At 63.2% G+C, this 17,365-nt stretch carries 19 protein-coding genes; 11 read left to right on the top strand and 8 right to left on the bottom strand.

Annotated elements, in window-relative coordinates:
* Window positions 1-19 precede the first annotated feature (19 nt).
* Entirely contained in the window at window positions 20-970 is a 951-nt protein-coding gene (locus J3U95_RS08140; RefSeq protein ID WP_208278104.1) for a serine hydrolase, read from the bottom strand.
* Between the two features lie 288 nt (window positions 971-1,258).
* Window positions 1,259-2,278 (bottom strand): sulfate ABC transporter substrate-binding protein, encoded by a 1,020-nt coding sequence (locus J3U95_RS08135; RefSeq protein ID WP_229519704.1) that lies wholly within the window; start codon window positions 2,276-2,278, stop codon window positions 1,259-1,261.
* A 204-nt stretch (window positions 2,279-2,482) separates the two neighbouring features.
* Here J3U95_RS08135 and J3U95_RS08130 point away from each other — a divergent pair, with 204 nt between their 5' ends.
* The 4 genes from J3U95_RS08130 (at window position 2,483) to J3U95_RS08115 (ending at window position 4,631) form a co-directional block, all read left to right on the top strand.
* The gene (locus tag J3U95_RS08130; RefSeq protein WP_208278103.1) at window positions 2,483-3,007 is read left to right on the top strand and encodes a GNAT family N-acetyltransferase; all 525 of its coding nucleotides are present in this window, start codon (window positions 2,483-2,485) and stop codon (window positions 3,005-3,007) included.
* A 127-nt stretch (window positions 3,008-3,134) separates the two neighbouring features.
* Entirely contained in the window at window positions 3,135-3,752 is a 618-nt protein-coding gene (locus J3U95_RS08125) for a YcbK family protein (RefSeq protein WP_229519703.1), read from the top strand.
* Window positions 3,753-3,863: 111 nt separating this feature from the next.
* Window positions 3,864-4,154: a DUF378 domain-containing protein gene (locus J3U95_RS08120; RefSeq protein ID WP_208278102.1), complete on the top strand. Its 291-nt coding sequence runs from the start codon at window positions 3,864-3,866 to the stop codon at window positions 4,152-4,154.
* A 15-nt stretch (window positions 4,155-4,169) separates the two neighbouring features.
* The gene (locus tag J3U95_RS08115; RefSeq protein WP_208278101.1) at window positions 4,170-4,631 is read left to right on the top strand and encodes a metallophosphoesterase family protein; all 462 of its coding nucleotides are present in this window, start codon (window positions 4,170-4,172) and stop codon (window positions 4,629-4,631) included.
* A gap of 12 nt (window positions 4,632-4,643) precedes the next feature.
* Here the strand turns inward: J3U95_RS08115 and J3U95_RS08110 are convergent, their stop codons facing one another.
* Window positions 4,644-5,543, bottom strand: coding sequence for an alpha/beta hydrolase (locus tag J3U95_RS08110; protein ID WP_370662047.1), 900 nt, complete (start codon window positions 5,541-5,543; stop codon window positions 4,644-4,646).
* Between the two features lie 129 nt (window positions 5,544-5,672).
* On the opposite strand from J3U95_RS08110, the gene J3U95_RS08105 reads away from it, so the two are divergent.
* Entirely contained in the window at window positions 5,673-6,074 is a 402-nt protein-coding gene (locus J3U95_RS08105) for a hypothetical protein (protein ID WP_208278100.1), read from the top strand.
* Here the strand turns inward: J3U95_RS08105 and J3U95_RS08100 are convergent, their stop codons facing one another.
* Entirely contained in the window at window positions 6,075-7,031 is a 957-nt protein-coding gene (locus J3U95_RS08100; protein ID WP_208278099.1) for an SMP-30/gluconolactonase/LRE family protein, read from the bottom strand.
* Between the two features lie 153 nt (window positions 7,032-7,184).
* Here J3U95_RS08100 and J3U95_RS08095 point away from each other — a divergent pair, with 153 nt between their 5' ends.
* Both J3U95_RS08095 and J3U95_RS08090 read left to right on the top strand, forming a co-directional pair.
* Complete coding sequence (locus J3U95_RS08095) at window positions 7,185-8,297, top strand: Gfo/Idh/MocA family protein (RefSeq protein ID WP_208278098.1); 1,113 nt, start codon at window positions 7,185-7,187, stop codon at window positions 8,295-8,297.
* Between the two features lie 59 nt (window positions 8,298-8,356).
* Window positions 8,357-9,172 carry a transporter substrate-binding domain-containing protein gene (locus tag J3U95_RS08090; protein ID WP_208278097.1) on the top strand — a complete coding sequence of 272 codons (816 nt, stop codon included), beginning with the start codon at window positions 8,357-8,359 and terminating at the stop codon, window positions 9,170-9,172.
* A 70-nt stretch (window positions 9,173-9,242) separates the two neighbouring features.
* On the opposite strand, the gene J3U95_RS08085 is transcribed toward J3U95_RS08090, so the two are convergent.
* The 3 genes from J3U95_RS08085 to J3U95_RS08075 all read right to left on the bottom strand — a co-directional run bounded on the left by J3U95_RS08085 (window position 9,243) and on the right by J3U95_RS08075 (window position 12,414).
* Entirely contained in the window at window positions 9,243-9,629 is a 387-nt protein-coding gene (locus J3U95_RS08085; protein WP_208278096.1) for a hypothetical protein, read from the bottom strand.
* A gap of 122 nt (window positions 9,630-9,751) precedes the next feature.
* Window positions 9,752-10,726, bottom strand: coding sequence for an alpha/beta hydrolase (locus J3U95_RS08080; RefSeq protein ID WP_208278095.1), 975 nt, complete (start codon window positions 10,724-10,726; stop codon window positions 9,752-9,754).
* Window positions 10,727-10,737: 11 nt separating this feature from the next.
* On the bottom strand, window positions 10,738-12,414 hold the full coding sequence (locus J3U95_RS08075) for an electron transfer flavoprotein-ubiquinone oxidoreductase (protein WP_208278094.1): 1,677 nt from the start codon (window positions 12,412-12,414) through the stop codon (window positions 10,738-10,740).
* A 195-nt stretch (window positions 12,415-12,609) separates the two neighbouring features.
* Here J3U95_RS08075 and J3U95_RS08070 point away from each other — a divergent pair, with 195 nt between their 5' ends.
* Both J3U95_RS08070 and J3U95_RS08065 read left to right on the top strand, forming a co-directional pair.
* A complete protein-coding gene (locus tag J3U95_RS08070; RefSeq protein WP_208278093.1) occupies window positions 12,610-13,386 on the top strand; it encodes an SDR family oxidoreductase in 777 nt (258 codons plus the stop codon).
* Window positions 13,387-13,410: 24 nt separating this feature from the next.
* Window positions 13,411-13,830, top strand: coding sequence for an acyl-CoA thioesterase (locus tag J3U95_RS08065; RefSeq protein ID WP_208278092.1), 420 nt, complete (start codon window positions 13,411-13,413; stop codon window positions 13,828-13,830).
* Here the strand turns inward: J3U95_RS08065 and J3U95_RS08060 are convergent.
* A complete protein-coding gene (locus tag J3U95_RS08060; RefSeq protein WP_208278091.1) occupies window positions 13,769-14,242 on the bottom strand; it encodes a hypothetical protein in 474 nt (157 codons plus the stop codon). The genes J3U95_RS08065 and J3U95_RS08060 overlap by 62 nt on opposite strands.
* A gap of 451 nt (window positions 14,243-14,693) precedes the next feature.
* On the opposite strand from J3U95_RS08060, the gene J3U95_RS08055 reads away from it, so the two are divergent.
* The gene (locus J3U95_RS08055) at window positions 14,694-15,668 is read left to right on the top strand and encodes a hypothetical protein (RefSeq protein WP_208278090.1); all 975 of its coding nucleotides are present in this window, start codon (window positions 14,694-14,696) and stop codon (window positions 15,666-15,668) included.
* Window positions 15,669-16,052: 384 nt separating this feature from the next.
* On the top strand, window positions 16,053-17,285 hold the full coding sequence (locus J3U95_RS08050; RefSeq protein ID WP_208278089.1) for a GNAT family N-acetyltransferase: 1,233 nt from the start codon (window positions 16,053-16,055) through the stop codon (window positions 17,283-17,285).
* Window positions 17,286-17,365 lie beyond the last annotated feature (80 nt).

Here is a 17,365-nt window from a genome sequence, read left to right as displayed (position 1 = left end):
TGATCGGAATGATGCGACGTTAATCGCGGCGCTTGCGCGTCGCCTTGACCTTGGCCGAAGTGCGCTTCTTGGTCGCCTTGGCCTTCGAACCCTTCGAGCTGGCGCGGGCCTTGGCCTTCGAGCTGCCGGCGCTGGCCTTGATGCGCGGGCCGCCGGCGGCGCGGGCAACCCTGGCCACAGGCTCGTCGCCGGTGATGAAGCGGCGGATGTTCAGCGCATCCATGATGCGCGCCGACGAGGCGTTGGCGTTCAGCAGCACCAGCGTCGCCTTCTTGCCGGCGGCGGTGATGTTCATGATCAGGCAGCGGCCGGCTTCGTTGGTGAAGCCGGTCTTGGACAGGCCGACGTCCCAGCCCTTGGCGCCGACCAGGCGGTTGGTATTGCGGTACTCGACCCCGCGGCCGTTGATGTCGATGATTTCCTTGGTCTCGGTCGTCATGCGCACGATTTCCGGATAGCGGGTCGAGGCCGACGCCATCTTGACCAGGTCGGCCGCGGTCGAGCGGTTGTGCGGCGACAGGCCGGTCGGTTCTTCGATCTCGGTCTGGCTCATGCCCAGCGCGTGGATCTTGCGGCGCACGGCGGCCTTGAAGCCTTCCTTGCCGCCCGGGAAGGTGCGGGCAAGGGCGGCGGCGGCGCGGTTGTCCGAGGACATCAGGGCCAGGTGCAGCACGTCGCGGCGCGCGATGCTGGCGCCGACCGGCACGCGCGAGCTGCTGAACTTGACGCGGTCGACGTCTTCACGGTCGATCTCGATCATCTCGTCCATGTCGAGCTTGGCGTCGAGCACGACCATCGCCGTCATCAGCTTCGTCAGCGAGGCAATCGGGACGACCGCATCGGCATTTTTCTCGAGCAGGATCTTGCCGGTGTCGTCTTCCACCACGAGCACCGATTGCGAACCGAACGGCACGGCGAATGCCGCAGCCGAAAAGGTCATCAGGACCGTTGCTAACAGTTTCTTGATCATTCTTTGTCTGGAATCTGGGGTTGAGGTTGAACGTCGGGGCGCCGGGCGGCGCAGGATCAACATCTATCTCTAGAGCAACTAGAGTAAGGACAATATCATCCATCCCAGCTGCATGTCTATGGCGCACAAGCAAATTCCCCTATGGGAAGCCATTTTTTGTCGGAAATGTGACGCTAGCGATTCGCAAGATTAACAACTCATGTCACATAGAAATGTCGAGTGGCTAATTTGTGTGCATATCAAACAAAACAGCCCTGCACGCGGCAGGGCTGTCGAGATCAAGCGGTTTTATTTGGCCTGGTAGATCTTGTCGAACTCACCACCATCGTTGAAGTGGCGCTTCTGGGCCGCGGTCCAGCCGCCGAACACTTCGTCCACGGTGAACAGGCTGATCGGCTTGTAATTGGCCGCGTACTTCTTCATGACCGTTTCCGAGCGCACGCGCATGAAGTGCTTGGCGCCGATTTCCTGGCCTGCCGGCGAGTACAGGAAGTTCAGGTAGGCGGTGGCCGGCTGGCGGATCTTGAGGCGATCGACCACCTTGTCGACCACGGCCACCGGCGATTCGGCCAGGATCGAGCTGGTCGGATAGACGACTTCGAAATCGTTGCCGAATTCCTGGCGCACCATGCTGACTTCGTTCTCGAAGGTCACCAGCACGTCGCCGATCTGGCGCTGGGTGAAGGTGGTGGTCGCGGCGCGGCCGCCACCGTCCAGGATCGGCACGTTCTTGAAGATCTTGCCGACCAGGTCGCGCGCCTGCGCTTCGTTGCCGCCTTTCTTGATCACCGAGCCCCAGGCCGCGAGATAGGTGTAGCGGCCGTTGCCCGAGGTCTTGGGATTCGGGATGATGCTGGCCACGCCCGGACGCGCCAGGTCGGCCCAGTCGCGCACCTGTTTCGGATTACCCTTGCGCACGAAGAACACCATGGTCGAGTAGTAGGGCGTCGCGTTGTTCGGGAATTTCTTGGCCCAGTCCTTTGCCACCAGGCCGCGGTCGACCAGCAGATCGATGTCGTTGGCCTGGTTCATGGTCACTACCGACGCCTCGAGGCCGTCGGCCACGGCGCGCGCCTGCTTGCTCGAGCCGCCGTGCGACTGCTTGATGGTGACGGTCTGGCCGGTCTGCTGTTTATACGAGGCGATGAAGGCCGGATTGACTTCCTTGTACAGCTCGCGGGCGACGTCGTAGGACACGTTCAGCAGTTCGGCATTGGCCGCGCTGGCGTGGAGCGGCAGCGCACCGCCGGCGGCCAGGACCAATGCCAGGAGGGAGCGGCGCAGCGTGTTCGGGGTGGTGTCGCGCATTGTTTTTTCTCGCTTTGAAAGTGATAGTGACAGAGTGCATGTTCCCTAATCCAGGTCGCGAACGGAACGATAGTTTCGTCATATCCTTATATGGGGAACGCGTTTGACCGTGCCGCCAGCAGGGTCTCTTACTTTCGGTGTATAGTCGAGGCCGTGCGATGCCGCGTCATCGTTCGTTCATGTCCGTTTCCAAGTAGATGATTGATGTCCACGCGTATTGAAATCCGCAGGGCTGTCCCTGACGATGCAACGGCTGCCTGCAATCTGCTGCGCCGTTCGATCGAAGAGGGCTGCCGCGCCGATCACCAGGACCAGCCCGGCGTGCTTGGCGCCTGGCTCGGCAACAAGACGCCGGCCAATGTCGTCACCTGGTTTTCCTCGCCCACCAATTATGCGGTGGTCGCCGAGAGCGAAGGCGAGCTGGTCGGCCTGACCCTGTTGACGCAGGCGGGCAAGGTGGCGCTGTGCTACGTGCTGCCGGAAGCCTTGCGCTGCGGCGTCGGCCGCGCGCTGCTGGATGCGGTGGAACAGCAGGCGCGCGCCTGGAACATCAGCAAGCTGCATCTGCACAGCCCGGCTGGCGCGAGCATGTTCTTCGAGCGCCATGGCTATATCAATGCCGGCAAAGAAAAAGCCTGCTTCGGCCTCGAATGCGACCTGCTGTGGAAACGCCTGGACGGCGCCTGCGATCCGGCGGCGCGCAAGCGCTTCTGCAACTGCGGCGAGTAAATACTGCCGGCTGGTGTCAACGTGCAACAAAGCGATAACATTTGCACGCTTCGTGAACACTTCTGCATGCTTGTCGGATACGCTATAGTACGCACTATCGCAATTGTCGAGTAACGGATCCGCACCCATGGCTTCACGCAGAGAATTTCTTCACCATAGTGCCCGCCTGGCCGCGCTGGGCGCACTCGGCGCGCCGCTGGCCGCTGCCGCCACCGACCTCCAGCCGCCTCCCGACCTGTTCGACTCGCAAGCGCTGGACCTCGATTTCTGGGTCAAGCCGCGCACCCTGTCCGTGACCCGTCCGGCCAGCGGCGAACGTGCCAGCGTGCTGTACTGGAAGGATGGCGAAGTGATCGACTCCGCCTACGAGCAACTGTGCCACCTGCTGCGCGACGTGAACGGCAAGGCCACCGCCAGGATCGATCCCAAGCTGCTCGAGATGCTGTGGAGCACCCAGGCCTTCATCGCCCGCTACGGCCTGCTGCAGCCGCTCGAGATCCTGTCCGGCTATCGCTCGCCGGCATCGAACGCGCGCCTGCGCGAAGCGGGCATCCCGGCCGCGCGCCAGTCGCTGCACATGGTGGGCAAGGCGGCCGACATCCGCATCGCCGGCCTGAACGAAGAAGTGCTCGGCGGCCTGATCAAGAGCTTCCGCGGCGGCGGGGTCGGCTACTACTACCGTTCCGGCCCGCGCGGCGGCTGGATCCACGCGGATACGGGCCTCGAACGTACCTGGAAGGGGTGACCCGCCATCGCGCCGATGCGTGCGAACGTGTCCGATAACTTGGGATAGTATTGTTGTCAAGTGCCGGGGCAGGACGCCCTGGCAGTCCCACGTCTTTCCAAGGAGGCTGTGATGGCAACAATCAACGCACCAACCATGGACCGCCGGTCCATCCCCGACCGCCGGGTCAACGTCCATGCGCGCGAGCGCTCGGCCATGTCCGCCGTCGACTACATCGCGATGGCGCTCCTGATCATCGGTGGTCTCAACTGGGCCATGGTCGGCCTGTTCGACGTCGACATGGTCGCCACGCTGTTCGGCCCCGAGACCGCGCTGACCCGCATCGTCTATGTGGTGGTGGGCCTGGCCGCGCTGTACTCGATCTATACCACGGCCAAGATGGCCAGCAGCAAGCGTCACTGATTGTCGACCGGGCCCGTGCGTATTGGCTTGATCTCCGACACGCACGGGCTGCTGCGGCCGCAGGCGCTCGATTTCCTGCGTGGCAGCGATCACATCCTGCACGCCGGCGACGTCGTCGGCGCGGACATCATCGACCAGCTCGCCGGGCTGGCGCCATTGACCGCCGTGCGCGGCAATAACGACCACGGCGACTGGGCGCAAGCCTTGCCCGAGAGCGTCACCCTGGCCCTGGGCGGCGTCACCATCCACATGCTGCACGATCTCAAGGAACTGGCCATCGATCCGGCCGCGCAAGGCGTGCGCGTGGTCGTGACCGGCCATTCGCACAAGCCCGCCTGCGAGGAACGCGGCGGTGTGCTCTACGTCAATCCGGGCGCCGCCGGACGGCGCCGTTTTACCTTGCCGGTGTCGGTTGGCGAACTGCTGGTCGACGATGGACGGGTGGAGGTCCGGCTGGTCACGCTCGACGTACCGTAAGCAGGCGCGGCTTCATTTCTTATGCGTTGCCAGGTAGGCCCGCAAGCCATGGGTGACGACCATCGGCAACACGCTGGCGTGATCTTCGTCGGCGAACACTTTCAGGCGGGTACGCAGGTGCTTGTAGCCGCGGCCCCTGAGCGCCGCATCGAACTCGCGCAGGTCGGCTACCATGTCGGCATCTTCTTCCGCACGCGAGCGTTTTTTGCCGGGCGCCAGGGTCTCCAGGCTGCCGATGCCGAAGAACGCGCTGGCCGGCAAGTCCTTGTTGTGCGCGGCATAGGCTTGTTCGCGCTCGAACATGATGCCGGCGTCGAACCATAGCGAAGGACTGCCGAGGATATAGTGCTCGAAGCTGCGCGGCGCATCGAGCATCATCTGCAGGCCGAGCAGGCTGCCGTAGGAGTGGCCGACAAAGATCTTGCGTCCCATGTCGGCGCGGTAATTTCGGGCGATGAAGGGAAACACCTCGCCGGTCAGGTAGCGGCCATAGGCCGACGCTTCGCCGAAGGCGGGCGCCCGTCCCGGCATGTCCGAGCGGTAGGCATGCTTGCGCGGGGTGGTCGGCGTATAGTCGCGGCGGCGGCTGAAGACGGCGCCGTCGCCTTTGGCATACGACAGGCCGACGACGATGGCTTCTTCCATGCCCGCGTGCCGGTTCAGGCGCGACGCGATATTGCGCACCACCGGGAAGGCGTAGTCGGCATCGACCACGAACACGACCGGGTAGGAACGCTTGCTCGTGGCATAGGAATCCGGCAGGGCGACGAAGACCTGGTAGTCGCGCCCCAGGGTACTGGCGCGCACGTCGCGCACTTCGGTATTGGCCAGGACGTAGGGTGAAGGGGCGGCGGGAGCGGCCGCCGCGAGCGTCGAGAGAGAAACCACACAGGCGGCAAGGATTGCTTTCACGCGAAGACCTTTGTTGTTGTCGTGCAAGCATTGTCACACAGCTAGTTGCGCCAGGAAAGCGCCCCCAAGGTCGGGCGCAGACGCCCGAAATCCCTTAAGATAGGGGCCGTTTCATCAACCGCGCAGCACATGACCCTCCAGTCCGACCAACCCCGTTTCAAACCCCGCCCCTGGACGCCGCTCGAGACGCCGCAGGACGTCGAACTCTGGATCGACGAACACAACGCCGCGATGCAGGAGCTGATCCGGCCGCAAGAGACCGGCGTCGGCATCTGCTTCACGCTGGCCGAGGGCGGCACCGTGCACATGCAGACGACGGAAGATGCGATCGTGCTCGATGTCGACGATGACGCCGCATGGATCGCGCCACTGATCATGGCCGCCACGAGCGCCGAGCAGCCGCGCGGCCACTACTGGCTGCTGCCGGACGACAGGCTGGTGCAGCTGATCCTCGGCCTGTCGATGCTGGTGCAGAGCACGACGCTGGTGACGGGCCACAACTTCGGTGCGGCCGGTCGCCGCGCCTGGTAATCAATAGGGCAGGCCGGTCACGTCCAGCCGCACCTGCCACACGGCGCCGGCGCCGGTGATGTACAGGGTCTTGCCGTCGGCGCCGCCGAAGGCCACGTTGGTGACGTTGGCGTCGGTCCGGATCGTCGCCAGCTCGCGGCCCTGCGGCGTGAACACGCGCACGCGCTTCGGTCCGTGTTCCGTCACGTACAGGTTGCCGTGGCAGTCGAGCGTCATGCCGTCGCCGTTCTCGATGCCGCGGATGACATCGTGGCCCGACTGCGGCACGCCGTCCCTGATCGGGTAGGCGCGCACCGCGCCGTCGCTCGCGTTCACGTACAGGGTGTCGCCGTTCAGCGAGAGCGCGATCCCGTTCGGATTCTTGCGCGTGCCGTCCACCAGCGTCACCGTGCCATCGGGCGCGATGCGGTAGATGCCGGTCACCGGCTGGCCGCCGGGCGCCGCGGCCTTCTGGTAATCCGGGTCGGTGAAGTAGATCGTTCCGTCGGCCGCGATCGCGATGTCGTTCGGCGAATTGAAGACCTGTCCCTGATAGCGCGTGGCGACGTCCGCACGCTGGCCCGTCACGAGGTCATAGCGCGACATGGCCTTGTACTTGTGGGTCGCGGCGACCAGCGCGCCGTTGGCGTCGACCGCCAGGCCGTTACTGCCGGCGTCCTCGAGCGCCGTGCTCACCGTGCCGTCGGGCGAGAACTTGCGCACGCGCGAAGGAAACCCCGCGCTGAAGCTGAAGTCCGAGAAGTACAGCGCATCCCTGATCCATACCGGTCCCTCGTACAGGCCCGGCTCGCTGCGCGACGGCTTGATCGCGGCGATCCGTTCGGCCTTGAGTTCTCCCGATGGCGGCCTGCCGCTGCAGCTGGCTGCCATGGCGGCAGCGGGCAGGGTGGCCGCCACGCTGGCCGCAAGCAGGGCGCGAACGAGGGGAGCGAAGCGGAATGGACGGGATCGGGTCATCAATGTGGTCTCCTTTTATGAATGCCTGGGGTGGCGTGCGCTGTGTTAACGCTACCATTTCAATCGAATCAATTGTATCCTTATTAAGCGATGGTAACCCGCGCCGCTCGACCGGCACGGTATTCGAACGAAACATTCTGCAAGGAGACCTGAATGATCGACCTGAATCGGCGCGGCCTGGTCATGGCCGCGGGTGGTGCGCTGGCGGCCGGCGCGGTGGGCATGCCGGCCTGGGCCAATCCCGAACGCAAACTGGGCTATGCGATCGTCGGCCTGGGCGGTTATGGGCTGGGCCGCATCATCCCCCAGTTCAAGGAATGCCGGCACAGCCGCCTGGTGGCGCTGGTCAGCGGCGACCCGGCGAAGGCGAAGAAGGTGGCCGCGGAATACGGCGTGCCCGAACGCGGCATCTATAACTACCAGAACTACGACAGCATCCGCGACAATCCGGACATCGACATCGTCTACATCTGCCTGCCCGTCTTCATGCATGCCGAGTACACGATCCGCGCCGCCCAGGCCGGCAAGCACGTGATGTGCGAAAAGCCGATGGCGCTCAGCGTGGCCGAATGCGAGCAGATGATCGCCGCCTGCCGCAAGGCCGGCAAGAAGCTGATGCTGGGCTATCGCTCGCGCTTCGAGCCGCACAACGTCGAGGCGATCCGCCTGGCGCGCAGCGGGGCCATCGGCAAGCTGCGCTACTTCCGCTCCGAACACGGTTTTACCGCGCGCGACCCGAATGCCTGGCGCATGAAGAAGGCGCAATCGGGCGGCGGCTCGCTGATGGACATCGGCATCTACGCGCTGCAGGCGGCGCGCTACATGACCGGCGAGGAGCCGGTCGCCGTGTTCGCCAAGGAGACCACCGACCGCAGCGACCCGCGCTTCCGTGAGGTGGAAGACATGATCGACTTCCAGCTCGAATTCCCGTCCGGCGTCATCGGTTCATGCATGTCGATGTACAGCGCCAACCGCAACCAGTTCGTGCTGATGGGCGACAAGGGGCGGATCGAACTGGAACCCGCCACCGCCTACAGCGGCCAGCGCATGTGGGTCGGCGGCGAGCGCAGCGAGAAGACCCTGGTGACGCCGCCGGCAGGGCCGTATGCGAACCAGTGGGTCGGCCAGCTCGACCATATGGCGCAATGCGTGAAGGATAACCGCGAGACCATCGTGCCGGGCGAGGAAGGCTTGCGCGACATCCGCATCATCGAGGCTGTTTACCGCTCGGCGCGAGAACAGAAACGAATCGCTCTGCGCGGCTAGTCACCGATGCCGTTTTTCGGTTATAAAGTGCCATTGACCGTGGTGCAGGGTAAAAGTCGATGGTTGAGGCAGTAACGAAGGAGCGGCGCCGCCGGTGCATGGCTGCGGGAGTGGCGGCGGCCTTGCTTGCCATGCTGCTGCCGGTCGCGCACGGCGCCGACCTGATGGGCGAGACCAGGGCCCGCGGCGTCTTGCGCATCGCCGTCGAAGGCACGTATCCCCCCTTCAATTTCAAGGATCCGAAAACCGGCCACCTGGCCGGCTACGACGTCGAGGTGGCGCGCCTGGTCGCCGCCAGGCTGAAGGTCAGGCCGCAATTCGTGTTCACCGAATGGAGCGCCGTCCTGCCGGCGGTAACGTCAGGCAAGGTCGATGCCGCCATCAGCCAAGTGATCATCACGCCCGAGCGCGAGCAGTCCTACGATTTCTCGGTCCCCTATACCTATTCAGGCTTCCAGCTCATCGTGCGCAAGAACGAGCGCGCCAATTACCGCAGCCTGGCCGACTTGAAGGGGCGCAAGCTGGGCGTGCGCCAGGGCAGCGTGTTCGAGCAGCAGGCGAGGGCGGTGAAGGGGATCGAGGTCAGGAGTTATCCGGCCGTGCCCGAGAACCTGCAGGACCTCGCCTTCGGGCGCATCGACGCGTCGCTCGACGACAGCCTGATGGTGAGCTACCTGCTGAAGAATTCGGAATTGCCGATCAAGGCCGGGCCGCGGGTGGGCGAACTGGTGCGCGTCGGCGTGGCTTTTCGCAAGGGTAATCCGGACTTCAAGGCCGCGATCGACAAGATACTGAACGAGGCGCGCGCCGACGGCACCCTGCGCCGGCTGTCGTTCAAGTGGTTCGGCATCGACGCCAGCAGCGCCACGCGCTAGTTGCGGACGACGCACACGATAACAGGCGCGGCCCGTCTTGCGGGCCGCGCCATCCGTGGTCGATGCCACGTCAACGGTTCTTGTCCTGCTTGCCGTTCCAGCCGTCCGTCTGGTCCATCTGCTGGGATGCGTTGCCCAGCGACCCACGATTACGACTGTCGAGGTCGGCATTCAGGTCGTCCAGTGCCGGGGTTCCGCCCGAGGCATGCTGGCCGCCTTTTTGCTGGTTCTGCCGTTGTCCGCCGGCGCTTTGCTGATTGCCGCGGTCCTGTTGCTGATCTTGCTGCTGATCTTTCTGCTTCTGGATACTGCTGTCTTGCTGCAGGCCGGCGTCTTGCTGTTGACCGGCACTCTGTTGATTGCCGGCACTCTGGCCGGCGCGGCTTGCTGCCGATCCCTTTGCGTCCAGCTCGGGGTAGTTCGGCGCTTTATCGCTATGTCCTTTGTTTTCACCCATGTTCGTCTCCTAGCACTGGTGTCTGGAAGACCCATGCTACGCCGATGCCGGACCCCGCCAATCAGCGGATTGGTGGAGACTTCGTAGGATTAATCAGACAAAGTCAGCAGTAAATTGGAGGGTCAGCGGGAGGCCGGAATGATGCCTTGCTGGCGCAGGAAGGACTGGATCTCGCCGAAGATGATCACCTGCTGATCGAGGCTGAAACCGCCATGGCCGCCGCCCTCGACCGTATGCATCACATTGCTGACTCCCGCCTTGTCGAGCGCGCTTTTCAGGCGCATGCCCTGGGCATACGGCACCAGCTTGTCGGCATCGCCGTGGATCGTGAACACGGCCGGGCCACCGGCACGCACATGGCTCAGCGGCGACAATTCCCTGGCCAGCGCGAGGCGGCCCGGCAGGCTGCCGAACCAGCCCACCGCATACGAGCGGATATTGGGACCTTCCAGCATGTCGGCCACGTCTGTGATGCCATACCAGTTGACGACGGCTTTTACCCTTGGCGCGGCGTTCTTGTACGGTCCGCTCCAGCTTCCTTCGGTGAAGGCGCAGCCGTTGGTGAAAGGAGAATCGCTTGGAATCATGGCCGTCGCCAGCGCCAGGTGGCCGCCGGCCGAATCGCCGGTGGTGACGACCCGGTCCAGGTCGAAGCGGTAACGCTCGGCATTACGGCCCACCCATTGCAGCGCGCACAGCGTGTCTTCGACGGCGGACGGAGCAAGCGCCACATTGGCCAGGCGATACTGCACGTTGACGAAGACAAAGCCCATCTGCAGCCAGGGCAGGGCGGTCAGCGCGCGGCTTTCGCGGTTGCCCGCCACCCAGCCGCCGCCATGGAAGTTCAGCACCACCGGCAGGCGGGCTGCATCGTCTCGCCGGGGCCGGTAGACATCCAGCTTGAGCTCCTGCCCGCTCGCGCGCAGGTAGGTGATGTTCGGCTCGACCGCCATCTCATGGCTGAGCAGGACGGCGGTACGCAATGCGTCTGGCGCCGCGCCATCCTGTGCCAGGCTGGGCGCGCAAGTGAAAGCCGCGGCCAGCAGGCAGGCGGCCTTCACGGCATGCATTCGATGGTGCAGCGTGATGGTCGCCATGGGCGTACTCCTTACATGTTCGGATAGTTGGGGCCGCCACCGCCTTCCGGCGTGACCCAGACGATGTTCTGGGTCGGATCCTTGATGTCGCAGGTCTTGCAGTGCACGCAGTTCTGGGCATTGATCTGCAGGCGGTCGCCGCCATCCTCGCGCTTGACGAACTCGTACACCCCGGCCGGACAGTAACGCTGTTCCGGGCCGGCATACTTGGCCAGGTTGACGTCGACCGGCACGCTCGGATTCTTGAGCGTCAGGTGGACCGGCTCGTCCTCGCGGTGGTTGGTGTTCGAGATGAACACCGACGACAGCTTGTCGAAGGTCAGCTTGCCGTCCGGCTTCGGATAAGCGATCGGCTTGTAGTGCGCAGCCGGCTTGAGACACTCGTGATCGGCGTGCTGGTGGTGCAGGGTCCAGGGCGCCTTGCCGCGGAACACGATCTGGTCGATGCCGGTCATGATCGTGCCCAGGACCAGCCCCTTGCTCATCCACGGCTTGAAGTTGCGTGCGATGTGCAGCTCTTCATGCAGCCACGATTTCTCGAACGCTGCCGGGAAGGCGCTCAACTCGTCGCTCGAGCGGCCTTCGCCCAGCGCCGCGAAGGCGGCTTCGGCGGCCAGCATGCCGGTCTTGAGCGCGGCGTGGCTGCCCTTGATGCGGCTGGTGTTCAGGAAGCCGGCGTCGCAGCCGATCAGGCAGCCGCCCGGGAACACGGTCTTCGGCAAGGATTGCAGACCCCCAGCGGTAATTGCTCGCGCGCCATACGAGATGCGCTTGCCGCCTTCGAAGAAGCCGCGGATGTCCGGGTGGGTCTTGTAGCGCTGGAATTCCTCGTACGGCGACAGATAGGGGTTCTGGTAACCCAGCCCCACCACATAGCCGACCGCGACCAGGTTGTTTTCCAGGTGGTACAGGAAGGAGCCGCCATAGGTATCGTTCGGCAGCGGCCAGCCGGCCGTGTGGATCACCAGGCCCGGCTGGTGCTTGGCCGGGTCGATTTCCCACAGCTCCTTGATGCCGATGCCATAGGTTTGCGGATCCTTGTCCTTGTTCAGGTCATACTTCGCCATCAGCTGGCGGCCCAGGTGGCCGCGCGAACCTTCGGCGAAGAAGGTGTACTTGGCGTGCAGTTCCATGCCGAGCTGGAAGTCCGCGCCCGGATTGCCTTCGCGGTTGACGCCCATATTGCCGGTGGCCACGCCCTTGACCGAGCCATCCTCGTTGTACAGGATCTCGGCGGCCGGGAAGCCCGGGAAGATCTCCACGCCCAGGCTTTCGGCCTGCTGGCCCAGCCAGCGCACGACGTTGGCGAGCGAGACGATGTAGTTGCCGTGGTTCTTGAGCGCCGGCGGGATGGCGAACACGGGCGTCGAGAACGATTTGGTTTCGGTCAGGAACATGACGCGGTCTTCCGTGACCTGCGTGTTCAGCGGCGCGCCTTTTTCTTTCCAGTCAGGAATCAGTTCGTTCAGCGCACGCGGATCCATCACCGCGCCCGACAGGATGTGGGCGCCCAGTTCGCCGCCTTTCTCCAATACGCAAACCGATACTTCCTGGCCCTTTTCTGCGGCCAGCTGCTTGAGCCGGATCGCAGCGGCCAGGCCGGCAGGGCCGCCGCCGACGATCACGACGTCGTACTCCATGGCTTCGCGCGGTCCGTATTGTTCGATGAGGGTGCTTGTCTCTGTCATGGTTGTCAGGGTGCTCTTAATGAGGCAATCTTGAAAATAGCACGAGTGTGCGGGTTTTTGCTGTTCAATGCAACTTGCGCGCCATTGTAAAGGCAATATTAGATGAGGCAATCTAATACTGGACATTTGTGGGATCATTATGCTTTCGCAATTAGCCAGATTCGTGGCCGGCATGACAGCATTGGGGAGCGGGACGTGGGAATCGAAGTCAATTTCGAAGGAAAGATCGCGATGGTCACCGGCGCCTCGAGCGGACTCGGGGCGCGCTTCGCGAAGGCGCTGGCCGGGGCCGGAGCCCAGGTCGTGCTGGCCTCGCGCCGGGTCGAGCGCTTGAAGGAGTTGCGCGCCGAGATCGAGGCCGATGGCGGGGCCGCGCACGTGGTGCGCCTCGACGTGACCGACCTCGGCAGCATCAAGGCGGCGATCGCGCACGCCGAGACCGAGGCGGGGCCGATCGACATCCTGGTCAACAACTCCGGCGTCTCGTCAACCCAGCGTCTGCTGGATGTCGGCGAAGACGACTATGGCTATATCATGGACACCAACCTGCGCGGCGCCTTCTTCATGGCCCAGCAGACGGCCAAGCGCATGATCGCGCGCGCAAAGGGCGACCCGCGCAAGCAGCACCGCATCGTCAACATCGCCTCGGTCGCGGGCCTGCGCGTGTTGCCCCAGATCGGCGTGTATTGCATGAGCAAGGCCGGCGTGGTGCAGATGACCAAGGCGATGGCGGTGGAGTGGGGCAAATACGGGATCAACGTCAATGCGATTTGTCCCGGCTACATCGCCACCGATTCGAACGAGGATTATTTCGACACCGAGCCGGGCCGCAAGCTGATCGAGATGTTGCCGCGCAAGCGGCCGGGCAAGCCGGAAGACCTCGACGGGCTCCTGCTGCTGCTGGCGGCGGAAGAAGCCCATTTCATCAATGGCGCCATCATCACGGCCGATGACGGGATGACGGCGCAGTAATTTTTTGGGAAGCAGAGACAGGGAATGAGTAGCAAGAAGTTGGTTCACACCATGCGCATGCCGATCCGCTGGGGCGATATGGACGCCATGGGGCACGTCAATAACACGAATTATTTCCGCTACATCGAGTCGGCCCGCATCGCCTGGCTGGAACAGGTGGGCGGCCTGCCGGACTCGCGCGCCGAAGGGCCGGTGATCGTCAATGCATCGATGAACTTCCTCAAGCAATTGACCTATCCGGGAGAGATCGAGGTGCGCACCTTCGTGGCGCCGCCGGGACGCTCGAGCGTCGAGGTGTCGCACGAGATCCGTCTGGTCGGAGCGGACGGCGAACCGGGCGACCTGCATGCCGACGGCGTGGCCAAGGTGGTGTGGGTCGATTTCAGGCTCGGCAAGTCGGCGCCGTTGCCGGAATCCCTGCGCGCCGGGCTGCCGGCCGAATAAGCCGGGCGCGACCGCGCGCGATCATCTTCCACGGTTGCGCGCGCCATCGTGGCGCCGCTCCGAGCAAGCACGTGTGATCGAACACGTGCATCACACCTGAATTCACATCACTCGCCGTCCAGCCGTACGATGGCATGCCGCCGTGCATGTCATCCACGATCGATATGGCGTCGATCGGATAGTTGTTCGATATCTCATTATCGCTTATTGACGAATGCGGCTGTGAATAACTGTCTATATGCTGTGTTGACGATAGCATGTCGCATTGAAACTCTGTTTCCTTAGGCGCATCGATTAATGTCGGTTCGGCATTTTTTATCCCTAGTTCAATTTCTAAATGGGAAAACTCTTTGTTTATTTGAGTTGGTGAAATAGCCAGCAGAAAATATTTTCCTGAAGTGATGGAACTCATTGGCCATTGGAATCCTCCAACGACCTCATTTCATCATTGTGTAAGGAAAGATTCTGTGAACAATTCCACTCGACTCCAACCGAAAGCCAAACTCATGGTGCTTGCCCCTGCGTTTGCCGTACTCGCCGCATGCGGTGGTGGCGGGGATCCTGCCTCGATTGACCCGGCCAGTGTTTCTCTGGCAGAAGTAGAAACTCCAGTTCGTCCCGCCGATTATGCTCCCGACACCGCTGCCACTACCGCAGCCGATGCGCCCGCCACCGACGCCACGCCGGATGGACAGTCGGCCGCAGGCGGCGTTGCGGCCGCAACCGACGCCCCGGCAGCCACTGCCGCCACCCCCGCGGCTACGACCGACGCCCCCAGTGGAAACAAATCCCTGGCAAGCGTGACTGCCGTGGGTGCCCGAGATCCCCTCAAACAACCGTTTGCCAGCAACAGCATCTGGAATATGCCGATCGGTAGCGGTGCACGGTTCGTGCGCGCCAACCTGAATTCGCGACCGGGCAATAACATCTGGGCACAAATGCCCGGCATCGACGATGAAAAAATCATCCTCAAGCCGACCGCGCCGCTGGTCAATATCAATTACAGCAATGCCGCCTGGACCGGCAGGAATCGTTGCGGCGCGACGGGCGGCCTGATGTACCAGGTGCCGATGCCCAGCAATTACATCATTCCCAACACCAACAAGAACAGCTCGGCCGTGTTCCTGATGAGGGATGGCCGCACGCTGGTGCAAACCCAGCCGGTGGCGCGCTGCACTGCCGGAGGACCGGCGACATCCTTTGCCAAGTTCGCCAACGTCGACCTGTATGGTCCGGGCATCACCGGGGCGCACGGCGGCTCGGGCCTGTCGGCCATCGGCGGCAGCATCCGCCTCGGTGAGCTGCGTCCAGGCACCACGACCGGACCGCGCCATGCGTTGAAGGTCAATGTGTACGCCAAGGAAGCGCTGTACCGTTGCACGACGCGCAGCGCTTGCTCCCGTTGGCCGGCAACGACCTCGGACAGCTACGCGGTCGGCTGGTACGGCAGCGCCACCGGCAACAGCAACACCGCCATGAAGATGGGTTCCTTGCTGGCGATTCCCGGCACCACCTCGATCACGTCGCTGGGCCTGGAAACCACGCCGGCCAAGCAACTGGCCTGGACGCTGCAGAACTATGGCGCCTACATCGTCGACGACACCTATGCGCCTGGTTTCGACATCAGCGCCGAAGACGGTCCGGACGGCTCGAAACGCGCCGAGTTCCGGCGCGACTGGGGCTTCGACATGAACCAGAAGGTCCAGGGCAATACCGCGTGGGTGCGTGACATCCAGCGCCTCATGAGGGCACTGAGCGTGGTCGACAACAACAGCCCGACCAGCATCGGTGGTGGCGGCACCCCGCGCCAGCCACTGGCGCCAGCGATCGCACCATAAGTTCCTCGCAAGAGCAACAGCCGCCGCGTGAAAATGCGGCGGCTTTTTTTATGGGCGTTGTTCATGATATTGATCACTTTGCTTATTATAAGATCCGCCGTCGAATATGCTAATGTCGAATTATTATAATAAATGACATGAGAAATCTGTGCGTCGCTTGTAGTTTTTATCAAGCCATTTCGTGAAAAATCTCACGCGTGTGGTCCGATCGGGTGGGGCTGCCCTGCGAACTTGTCAATGTGAATTTAATGGAGGAGGGTAAAGCCATGCTCGGCAGTGATAAATGTTTATTGCTCATGCATGGTTTGATATTAATCACGCCCGGCCGGCCGCGAAAAAAATAGAATTTGAATGTATTCACTTCATGCGGAGGGTGGTAATAAAATGGGTATTGAAAACACCACCGTTCAAGCGATTCCCACTAATTTCTGGATAGAAGGAAATCCGCCCTTTGCATCTCATGCAGACAAGAACATTGTTTCCAGCCGTTTTTACGAGAACGCCATTCCAGACTTTGCGGAAGCGGCCCTCGAGCGCCTCTATGCAAATATCTATTGCACCCTGACCCGTATCGGCATCTACGAGCGGCTCGACGACATCCACACCTTCGCCGCCGCCGACGAGCATGACGTCGTCCTGCTGATCCTGTTCCGGATCGATCGCGACACGGTCCGCATCGTCAATCAGCAGGTCGCCCTGAGCGCGGGTGACCTCGCTTACTTCGCCGCCAACGTGTTTTCGCGCTACCCGGCGGCAAGGCGTATCGAAGGCTACGCGCTCGACACGCGCATCGATGCGTCCACATTCTCCTTCCCGGTCCAGGTCCTGCCCCAGCTCGAAGAAAACGTGGCCCAGCTCCCACCCAGCGCGGACGCCTATATGCGGCAGTTGGGCAAGCGCACCAGGGAGCTGATGCGGCGCAGCATGCGCAAATGCGCGGCGCAGTTTCCTTCCTGTCGTTTCGAGGTGCTGTCGACGCACCGGATCACGCCGCGCCATGTGCGCGAACTGGTCCGCCTGACCGACCAGCGGATGGGGGCGCGCAATGCCGCGCCGTATGTCGAGAATGCCGACATCGAGCGCATGGTAAGGCTGGCGCACAGCCACGGCTACCTCGGCATCATGCTGATCGACGACAGCATCGTGGCGGCCAGCCTCTTCTTCAAGGTGGGTATGCGCCACTTCCTGCACCTGGTCGGCCACGACCCACGTTTCGATGCCTACCGGCTGGGCCGCCAGGTGACCCTGCACACCATCTTCCATGCCATTGCCATCGGCGGCCGGGAGCTGTGGATGATGGGGGGCCATCACGACTGGAAGTCCCATTTCCTGGCACGCCGCAAGACGCTCGGCAACGTGACGATCTACCGTTCCCGCGTTGCCGCGCTCGTCTGTTGGCGCACCTTGTTGCGCAACGCAGCGCGCTCCCGGCTGCACGATCTCAGGCTTCTCGTGGCCAGGGTGCAGGCGCGGGACGGCGCGGGCGGCCGGCTGCTGGGCGGTTCGTTTGCCGGGCTGCGCCACGCCAGGAAAGGCCTGCGACGCCTGCGTTTCCTGCTGGCGGGGGGAGCCGGCAAGCCGTGCTTCCGGCGCGAAGGGGGCGACACGGATGCCTGACGGCCTGCTGACCGTGAGGAGCGGCGCGGTGCAGCCCGGCTCAGGCTCGTGGAACCTGCCGGGACAGGTTCCTGGATCAA

Source organism: Massilia oculi, from assembly GCF_017582745.1.
GTDB lineage: Bacteria > Pseudomonadota > Gammaproteobacteria > Burkholderiales > Burkholderiaceae_D > Telluria > Telluria oculi_A.
Note: the sequence above shows the minus strand (reverse complement) of the source record. Positions and strands in the feature narration are given on the sequence as shown.

Excerpts from the sequence above, each read along its gene's own strand:
- J3U95_RS08140 (WP_208278104.1), bottom strand. The coding sequence starts at position 970 with ATGATCAAGAAACTGTTAGCAACGGTCCTGATGACCTTTTCGGCTGCG.
- J3U95_RS08130 (WP_208278103.1), top strand. The coding sequence starts at position 2,483 with ATGTCCACGCGTATTGAAATCCGCAGGGCTGTCCCTGACGATGCAACG.
- J3U95_RS08075 (WP_208278094.1), bottom strand. The coding sequence starts at position 12,414 with ATGACAGAGACAAGCACCCTCATCGAACAATACGGACCGCGCGAAGCC.
- J3U95_RS08065 (WP_208278092.1), top strand. The coding sequence starts at position 13,411 with ATGAGTAGCAAGAAGTTGGTTCACACCATGCGCATGCCGATCCGCTGG.
- J3U95_RS08100 (WP_208278099.1), bottom strand. The coding sequence starts at position 7,031 with ATGACCCGATCCCGTCCATTCCGCTTCGCTCCCCTCGTTCGCGCCCTG.
- J3U95_RS08125 (WP_229519703.1), top strand. The coding sequence starts at position 3,135 with ATGGCTTCACGCAGAGAATTTCTTCACCATAGTGCCCGCCTGGCCGCG.
- J3U95_RS08105 (WP_208278100.1), top strand. The coding sequence starts at position 5,673 with ATGACCCTCCAGTCCGACCAACCCCGTTTCAAACCCCGCCCCTGGACG.
- J3U95_RS08055 (WP_208278090.1), top strand. The coding sequence starts at position 14,694 with ATGCCGATCGGTAGCGGTGCACGGTTCGTGCGCGCCAACCTGAATTCG.
- J3U95_RS08050 (WP_208278089.1), top strand. The coding sequence starts at position 16,053 with ATGGGTATTGAAAACACCACCGTTCAAGCGATTCCCACTAATTTCTGG.
- J3U95_RS08085 (WP_208278096.1), bottom strand. The coding sequence starts at position 9,629 with ATGGGTGAAAACAAAGGACATAGCGATAAAGCGCCGAACTACCCCGAG.
- J3U95_RS08120 (WP_208278102.1), top strand. The coding sequence starts at position 3,864 with ATGGCAACAATCAACGCACCAACCATGGACCGCCGGTCCATCCCCGAC.
- J3U95_RS08095 (WP_208278098.1), top strand. The coding sequence starts at position 7,185 with ATGATCGACCTGAATCGGCGCGGCCTGGTCATGGCCGCGGGTGGTGCG.
- J3U95_RS08060 (WP_208278091.1), bottom strand. The coding sequence starts at position 14,242 with ATGAGTTCCATCACTTCAGGAAAATATTTTCTGCTGGCTATTTCACCA.
- J3U95_RS08090 (WP_208278097.1), top strand. The coding sequence starts at position 8,357 with ATGGTTGAGGCAGTAACGAAGGAGCGGCGCCGCCGGTGCATGGCTGCG.
- J3U95_RS08080 (WP_208278095.1), bottom strand. The coding sequence starts at position 10,726 with ATGGCGACCATCACGCTGCACCATCGAATGCATGCCGTGAAGGCCGCC.
- J3U95_RS08135 (WP_229519704.1), bottom strand. The coding sequence starts at position 2,278 with ATGCGCGACACCACCCCGAACACGCTGCGCCGCTCCCTCCTGGCATTG.